The 6,445-nt window shown below is 71.8% G+C and carries 7 protein-coding genes; 2 read left to right on the top strand and 5 right to left on the bottom strand.

Translation table 11 applies throughout. The features are described from left to right. Together WDV85_RS16655 and WDV85_RS16650 are read right to left on the bottom strand one after the other, a co-directional pair. Positions 1-390: hypothetical protein (locus WDV85_RS16655; protein ID WP_339571687.1), on the bottom strand; the 390-nt coding region annotated here is incomplete at its 3' end. A gap of 585 nt (positions 391-975) precedes the next feature. Beyond that, the gene (locus tag WDV85_RS16650) at positions 976-1,611 is read right to left on the bottom strand and encodes a recombinase family protein (RefSeq protein ID WP_339571686.1); all 636 of its coding nucleotides are present in this window, start codon (positions 1,609-1,611) and stop codon (positions 976-978) included. A 406-nt stretch (positions 1,612-2,017) separates the two neighbouring features. Here WDV85_RS16650 and WDV85_RS16645 point away from each other — a divergent pair, with 406 nt between their 5' ends. After that, positions 2,018-2,533 carry a hypothetical protein gene (locus WDV85_RS16645; protein WP_339571685.1) on the top strand — a complete coding sequence of 172 codons (516 nt, stop codon included), beginning with the start codon at positions 2,018-2,020 and terminating at the stop codon, positions 2,531-2,533. A 168-nt stretch (positions 2,534-2,701) separates the two neighbouring features. Here WDV85_RS16645 and WDV85_RS16640 read toward each other — a convergent pair whose 3' ends face one another. From WDV85_RS16640 to WDV85_RS16630, 3 genes are all read right to left on the bottom strand, one after another. Further along, the gene (locus WDV85_RS16640) at positions 2,702-3,469 is read right to left on the bottom strand and encodes a hypothetical protein (RefSeq protein ID WP_339571684.1); all 768 of its coding nucleotides are present in this window, start codon (positions 3,467-3,469) and stop codon (positions 2,702-2,704) included. Next, positions 3,466-4,062 carry an RNA polymerase sigma factor gene (locus WDV85_RS16635; RefSeq protein WP_339571683.1) on the bottom strand — a complete coding sequence of 199 codons (597 nt, stop codon included), beginning with the start codon at positions 4,060-4,062 and terminating at the stop codon, positions 3,466-3,468. The genes WDV85_RS16640 and WDV85_RS16635 overlap by 4 nt, the downstream gene beginning before the upstream one ends. Before the next feature lie 305 nt (positions 4,063-4,367). Next, positions 4,368-4,802 (bottom strand): VOC family protein, encoded by a 435-nt coding sequence (locus WDV85_RS16630; protein ID WP_339571682.1) that lies wholly within the window; start codon positions 4,800-4,802, stop codon positions 4,368-4,370. A 305-nt stretch (positions 4,803-5,107) separates the two neighbouring features. Here WDV85_RS16630 and WDV85_RS16625 point away from each other — a divergent pair, with 305 nt between their 5' ends. Further along, positions 5,108-6,181: an IS110 family transposase gene (locus tag WDV85_RS16625; protein WP_445263374.1), complete on the top strand. Its 1,074-nt coding sequence runs from the start codon at positions 5,108-5,110 to the stop codon at positions 6,179-6,181. Positions 6,182-6,445 lie beyond the last annotated feature (264 nt).

The raw sequence follows: 6,445 nt of genomic DNA, 5'->3' as shown, positions 1-6,445 counted from the left end.
GCCTGAGGCGCCGCGGCCGCTTCGGTTGCTGGTGACGAGAGTCCCGGGCTCGCTGATGTCGACGCAGAGGATGCCGTCCTCCTCGTACGCGACCCAACGGCGGGACACCGATGCGTCGATCTTGTAGACGTCTATGAACTTGGCGCCGGCGACGATGACGGGCGCCGTGTCGGACGTCGAGCGCGTAGCGAACGCGTTGGGGTTCGTCTCCTCAGTTGCCCGGAAGCCGACGATCGACCGCTCCGGGTCCCAGAGCAGCTCGACGTGAGCAGGCGAGTCGATCAGTGCGTGCGCCGACCGGCTGATGGAGAAGACCCGCGCCTTCTGGATCGTCACCGTCGGAACCTTCGCCAGCGGTGCGGACGTCTTTTCGAACACCTTGAACGCCACGCTCCACCACCCTTCGTCATCCCGCAGCACCCTGCCGCCTGTGGTCGATGGTAGGTCGGTCACACTTGGGATGTCAAGTGGGCCCGTCTTTCTAGATCCTCGTGACTCCGAGCCGGTACCGACGCTTGGCGTGTGCGCCCCGAGCGTTGGGGTGGCTAGGGGTGCCGCCTCCGTGGGCGTCGAGCGTCCCGTACGGCGTCGTAGGTGACCGGGTGGCCGTACGGCATCGGCTTGGCGTTTAGAGGAGGCGTGCCAGCCGAGGCGCAACCTGGTTCGCCGCATCGGTCGTCGGCTGACAACCGCGTACGCGCTTCGCTGCACGGGGGCGCACGTACGTGCGGCCACCGGACCGACAGGGTTACAGAGGGCCGTGCTGCAGCCGGACCGTCAAGGCGTTAGGGCATTTAGGCGAGCGGGTGCACGCAGTGGGGAGTGCACCGGGGCGCGGCCGGGGCGTGTGCTCGAACCACGGGCGGCCCCACACGGGACTCGTCGCCGCACGGGCGCCCATCCGGATATGCCGTCGGCATGGTCCTCGACGAGGGACGACACGCAGGGTCCGCGCCACGGCTGCCACGTCCGCCCTCACGAAGGCAACTCCTCTTGCGCCACCGCAGGCCGCTGGTGGCCTTCTTCGGCCCGAGATGGCGGCTGGACGGTTGCGTCGTCAGCCAAGACGGTGCGATAGAGGGTCGCCCGGCTGACGCCGAGGTCCTTGGCCACCGAGGTGACCGTGGCGCCGGGGCGGGCGAGCAGCGCCCGGGCGGCGTCGATCCGCGCGGGCGTCATGACGGTGGGTCGCCCGCCGACGCGGCCGCGGGCGCGGGCGGCCTCGAGGCCGGCGAGGGTGCGGTCGCGGATGAGCTGTCGCTCGAAGTCGGCCAGGGCGCCGAAGATCGAGAAGACCAGCCGCCCGCCGGCGGTGGTGGTGTCGATGGACTCGGTCAGCGACCGGAAGCCCACTCCCCTGCCCTCGAGCTCGGTGATCGTCGCCAACAGGTGCGGCAGCGACCGGCCGAGGCGGTCCAGCCGCCACACCACCAAGGTGTCGCCGGGCAGCAGCCGCTCGAGCAGCCGGGCGAGCTCGGGACGGTCGTCACGACCGCCGGAGGCGACGTCGGTCCACACCTGCGCGCACCCTGCGGCCGCAAGGGCGTCGGTCTGCATCGACGGATCCTGGGCGGTGGTGGAGACCCGGGCGTAGCCGAGGGCGTGTCCCATGTGCACGAGCGTACGGAAACGGCCTGACGGTGGTTCCGCGACAGAGGGGTTTCGGACACGGGTTCTGGACGCCACTGCCTCGGCGTGTCGCCCTGCCAGCATGGCTGTCGCTCAAACGTTCGGATTACGCCGCAGGCAGCGGAGTAGGAGGGTTCCCACAACGACGGCGGCCGTGGGGGCACCACGACCCTCGGGGAGCAGCCCCGAGGCCCCGCCGAGGAGGCCGGGCGCTCCGACCCCACCCGGCACCCGTCCCGCTGACGATCCTCAACCGGGCGCTCGTGACCGCTCCCTGCCGCCCAGTGAGCTGCGGAGCTGGGCAGGCTGGTGGAAGGGGACATGACGAGCTGGTGACGGTCTCGACGTGCCGCTGCGGGCGCCTCTCGTCCCCTGCCACGATCGAGGGATGCCAGGCCGGAAGTTGCACGACAAGACGACCATCGCGCTGCCGCGGACCGCGCCGACGGCATCCCGCGCGCTTGTCACCGTCGGCCTGCTGCTCGTGACCACGGCTGGCTGCGCCACCGCCGCCGGCAACTACGCCGGGTACGAGAACTACGAGCAGCTGGACGAAGCCGCCGACATCGTCATCCGCGCAGAGGTCCTCGACGACCGTCGGGACCTCGCAGGAGGCCCGGCCTCACCCTCTCGGATTGCCGACGTCAAGATCACGGCGGCCAGTAAGGGCGAGGTTGTCGTCGGCGACGAGATCACGCTGCACTACGAGCAAGCGCAGAACTCCGATTTCCGCCTGCACGAGTTGGACTCCTACATCGTGTTCGCCACCCTCTCCCCCGAAGACGGCGAGGCCTACGTGCTCAGCGACGCACAAGGCACCTACGGCCCCGACGGCACCCACGTCATGGGCTTCGAGGACGACCAGGTGGTGCTCCCGCCGGCGGTGCTCGCCGCCCTCGGATAGCGCATCGCAGGGACGTCGAAGGGCTGTCCGTGAACGGATCGCCGGCCGGACAGCGTCCCGCTGTCGATCGCCTGCCGGTGACCCGTCGACCGCTTGAGCACCTCGCCACCGCTCCCCCGGCGGCCGTCCCACATCCGATCCTCAACCGGGATGCGGACGCGCGGGTGATCAGCCGAGGGCGGTGGCCCACTGCTGGGCGGTGGGCTGGTCGTAGTAACGGGTGAAGTCGCAGCCCCAGACGACGGGGTCTTCCAGTGGTCCTCCGCCGAAGCGTGCGGCGCCGGCGACGAGCATGCGGGTGCCGACGGTGTAGCTGGGCGTGTCGAGCATGCGGCTGTCCTCGCGGGTGATGCCGTCGGCGCCGGTGCGGGGCTCGGCGGGGCTCATCGGCAAGGTGATCGAGGCCGGCGCGTCTGTGTCGGGGCCGCGGAACCAGGTGGTGACCTCGAAGGTGACGCGGTTGCTCTGGAACAGGCTGCCGGTGTCGATCCTGGTGATGGTGCCGTCGAAGGCGAAGGTGACCTGTTCGGCCAGCACCTGGGGGCTGTAGGCGAAGGCGCAGCTGGCCGCCCCGTCCTGCGCGACCGGCACCGGGCCCTGCCCGGTGGCCACGACGTCGGGCCGCTGGGTGGTGACCGCCCACGGCGCGGTGACCACCAGGACCGCCGCGAGCACCGCGGCGGTGGCCGCGGTGGCGAACAGCGCGGTCCGGCGACGTCGTAGGCGTGCCCGCGCGGCCGCGGCCCGCCCGACCATGAGCTCCTCGTGGGCCCCGAGGGCCTCAGCGGCGGCGGCCCGACGCAGCCGCGACATCGCGTCCTCGAGCACGCCCGGTCCTGGTGCGGGCACCGTGCCGGCGCGGGCGAGGTCCTCGCGCCATCCGCGGTCGGCCGCGTCGCCGAGCCGGCGCGGGGCGGGGCGGTGGTCGGCGTTCACGAGGGCCTCCTCGAGGACGGGGGAGACGCGGCCGGGTCCCCCACGGTCGGTCCTGGCGTGCTGACGTGGTGACGCAGCTGGCGGCGGGCGCGGTGAAGACGCGATCGGGCGGTGCCCGGAGGGATGTCGAGGACGGCGGCGGCCTCGGTCGGGCTCAGCTGCTCCCAGACCACCAGCAGCAGCAGCTCTCGGTCGGGTCCGGTCAGGCTCGCTAGGCCCGAGCGAAGGGCGGGTGCCGTCGCCGCGGCGTCCAGGCGGGCGTCGACGGCGTCCCAGTCCGGTGCCGGATCGGTTACCGCCTCACTCCGCGAGCCTTCCTGGTGTGCTCGCCGGTGCTGGCGTTGGGCGGCGAACAGCACGTGGCGGGCGACGCCGAAGACCCAGGCGCGCACGGGCCCACGGCCGCGGTCGTAGGAGCCGCGGGAGGCGAAGGCCTGCAGCCACGTCTCGGCGAGCAGGTCGTCGGCGATCTGGGCGCTGGAGCGGCGCTGCAGGTAGCCATGCACCGGTGCGCTGTGCCGGCGCACGAGCTCCTCGAAGGCCACCGGCCGGTGCAGCGACCGCACCAGGACGTCTTCGTCGCTGTCCGGCATCAGTCCCCCCTCCTCCTGCCCGGCTACCTGCTCTCACCCTCTCCTTGGCAGCACGGGCCCACAGCGTTCACGCCCGGCCACACCGGTCCACGCAGGGACCGGTCACGACGGGCCGCCAGCCCTCCCCTGCTCCTGAGAGACGACCGCCTTGAGCACGCCGACGACCCTTCGACGACGTCCTCGGCGACCGACCCGAAGCGTCCCGCAGGTGATCGCTGGCCGGACAGCGTCCCGCTGTCGATCCCTGAGCGGGCCCGCCTTGATCGGGGCATGACGGGGCCACTCAGAAGTAGCCCTCTCAGTTCTCAAACCGGCCCGGCCAAGCCCACGACATTGCCCTCCGGGTCGGCGAACTGGGCGACTCGGGCCCCTCCGTCTGGCCGGGTCGCCACGTCCACGACGACCGACGCGCCCAGCTCGATCGCCTTGGCCAGGTGTGCCTCGACGTCGTCCACACCGACGTAGAACACCGCCCGCGGGAGGAAGGTGACTCCACCCCCGATGCCGACCGGGACTGCTCCGGACGAGTCGCCAGGGGCGTTGAAGGCGTAGGCGTCCTGTGCTGAGACAGCCGCAACGACGGGATCGCCGGGCTCGGCGTCCCAGCCGAAGAGGGCACCGTAGAAGCGTCTCAGTCGCGCGGGTTCCGTCCCGGTGATCTCCGCGTGGACAACGGGGTTGGACATCGGAGTTCTGACCTCCTGGTTCAGCCAGCGCTGGCGCGTGGCCTCAGCTGTCATGGTCGCCGCCGCAGCGGTTGCTCCTACCGACCGACCCGAGCTGGCGAAGTCATCGCTCGACGACCCCGCGTCCCAGCAGCCAGTGAGGATGGGTCCTGGTGGCACCGGGCGGGTCTGACCCTCCAGCAACCCGACGCGATCTTGCTGTCTTTCGGTCGATACGTCGGCCCGGGCGGTGCTGCCGCTGCGCGTGAGCGGCCAGGTGGCGTGACCTCATAGGAGCCTGTGCAAGAGGCGCCCATCACTGGTTCGTCCGTCCACCCGGCCGCCGCGCGCCGACCATCCGGTGCAAGCGGAGGACGGCGATGACCACTATGACAACGACCACGCCCGGTGTCACCGGCGGCGTCGACACCCACGGCCAGACCCACCACGCGGCGGTGATCGACCACCTCGGCCGCCAGCTCGGCGACCACCAGTTCCCCACGACGCCAGCCGGCTACCGGGCGCTGCTGGCGTGGATGGCTAGCCACGGCCCGCTCGAGCGGGTCGGGATCGAGGGGACCGGCAGCTACGGCGCCGAGCTGACCCGGCAGCTGCGCACCGCCGACATCCACGTCGTCGAGGTCGACCGGCCCGACCGCAGATCCCGACGAGCCCACGGCAAGTCCGACCCGTTGGACGCCTACTCCGCCGCCCGTGCAGCCCTGGCCGGCACCGCCACCGGCACACCCAAGGCCCGCGACGGACGCATCGAGGCGATCCGCGCGCTGCGGGTGGCCCGCTCCAGCGCGGTCAAGGCCCGCTCCCAGACCACCAACCAGCTCAAGGCGCTGCTGGTCACCGCCCCCGGCGAGCTGCGCGAGCAACTACGCGCGCTGAGCACCACTGCCTTGATCTCGACCTGCGCGCGATTGCGACCCACCGACGACATCGCCGACCCCACCACCGCCACCAAGACCGCGCTGCGCCGCCTCGCCCGACGCCACGCCTACCTCAGCGAGGAGATCACCGAGGCCGACGCCGAGCTACGGGCGCTGGTGACCGCGGCCGCCCCCGGCCTGCTGGCACGCCCCGGCGTGGGCCCTGAGGTCGCCGGACAGCTCCTGACCACGCTGGGCGACAACCCCGACCGGCTGCGCTCCGAAGCAGCCTTCGCCCACTTGTGCGGCGTCGCGCCCGTCCCCGCTAGCAGCGGACGCAGCCACCGCCACCGGCTCAACCGCGGCGGCGACCGAGCCGCCAACTACGCCCTCTACGTCGTCGTGCTCGGACGGCTGCGCTATGACCCCAGGACCCGCGCCTACGCCGCCCGCCGCACCAGCGAAGGCCTGTCCAAGCCCGAGATCGTCCGCTGCCTCAAGCGCTACGTCGCCCGCGAGATCTACACCGCACTCCGACCGACGATGCGTCCATCCGACTTCGCCCAGGCCGCTTGACGATCCATAGGAGCATCGACCGCCTGCTGGAGCACCTCGCGGCTCCAGGCGCGGTCCGGGCTCGCGGTCGTGATCTTGTGTCACTGGGGATCGCTGGCCGGACAGCGTCCCGCTGTCCATCGCCAGATGGGACGATGCGCCCCCCTCGATGAGGTGTCGACCCCCTCAAGCCCGGTCATGGGAGGACCGCCCCGGCCCGCCCGAAGCCGGGCCCTCCACCGTCTGACCCGGCACCACCAGCGACCAGGCGGCGACACAGCCCCC

The organism is Pseudokineococcus sp. 5B2Z-1, from assembly GCF_037482305.1.
Classification (GTDB): domain Bacteria; phylum Actinomycetota; class Actinomycetes; order Actinomycetales; family Quadrisphaeraceae; genus Pseudokineococcus.
This window is presented reverse-complemented; position numbering and strand designations above follow the sequence as displayed.